The following is a 997-nucleotide window of genomic DNA, read 5'->3' as shown; positions in this document are numbered from 1 at the left end:
CGCGGTGATCTCGCTGATGATGTCCGAGACCCGCTGCACGCTGGCCACGATCTCCTCCATCGTCGCGCCGGCGTCCTGCACCAGGCGCGAGCCCGACTCGACCCGCGCCACGCTCGCGCCGATCAGGGTCTTGATCTCGCGCGCGGCTTCCGCGCTGACGCAGCGCAACCTCTACATCCTGCCCAGCCGTCCGGGCGCCGCCTTCGTCGTCACCCTGCTGGTGCTGCTGCTGGCGTCGATCAACGACCAGCTGAGCCTGGGCTACCTGCTGACCTTCGTGCTGGCGGGCGCCGGCATGGCGTCGATGAATGCGACCCACGCCAACCTGCGCGGCCTGAAGCTGGACCTGAAGACGCCGCCGCCGACCTACGCGGGCCAGCCGCTGGCGCTGGACATCCGGCTGCACAACCCCTCGGCGGCGCGCTTCGGCGTCGGCGTGCGGCTGCCCGACGCCAGATCCACCGACAGCGCCTTCGCCGACGTGCCCGCGCAGGGCCATGCGCAGCTGCAGCTGCAACTGAGCTTCCCGACCCGCGGCCGGCATGCGCTGCCGCGGCTGCGCATCGAATCGCAGTTCCCCTTCGGCCTGTTCGTGACCTGGAGCTACTGGCGGCCGGCCGCGCAGGCCTGGGTCGTATCCGGCGCCCGAGCTGGAAGCGCCGCCCGCCGCCGCCGTCGAGGAAGGCCTGCCGCAGGGCCAGGGCCAGCCCGGGCTGGGCGACGATCCGGGGCTGCGGCCCTACCGGCATGGCGACTCGCCGCGGCAGATCCTGTGGAAGAAGTCGGCGCTGGCGCTGGCCCAGCCGCAGCCCCCCGGCGGCAGCGGCGCCGGCGCGGCCCTGCTCGTGCGCGAGCGCCTGGGCAGCCGCGCCAGCGAGCAGTGGCTGGACCTGGCGGCGACGCGCGGCCTGCCCTTTGAGCAGCGCGTCTCCCGCCTGGCCGCGTGGGTGCTGCGCGCCGAGGAGGAAGGCCTGCCCTACGGCCTGCGCCTGCGCGG

The 997-nt window shown here is 74.3% G+C and carries 1 protein-coding gene and 1 pseudogene; one reads left to right on the top strand and one right to left on the bottom strand.

Going from position 1 to position 997, the window contains the following annotated elements; translation table 11 throughout:
• Positions 1-156: pseudogene (locus FUT87_RS31000) on the bottom strand (chemotaxis protein); the annotation flags it as partial.
• Positions 157-650: 494 nt separating this feature from the next.
• Between FUT87_RS31000 and FUT87_RS31820 the strand changes: the two are divergent.
• A partial coding sequence (locus tag FUT87_RS31820; RefSeq protein WP_186830672.1) for a DUF58 domain-containing protein occupies positions 651-997 on the top strand: 347 nt, incomplete at its 3' end.

It is taken from the genome of Mitsuaria sp. TWR114 (genome assembly GCF_007997345.1).
Note: the sequence above shows the minus strand (reverse complement) of the source record. Positions and strands in the feature narration are given on the sequence as shown.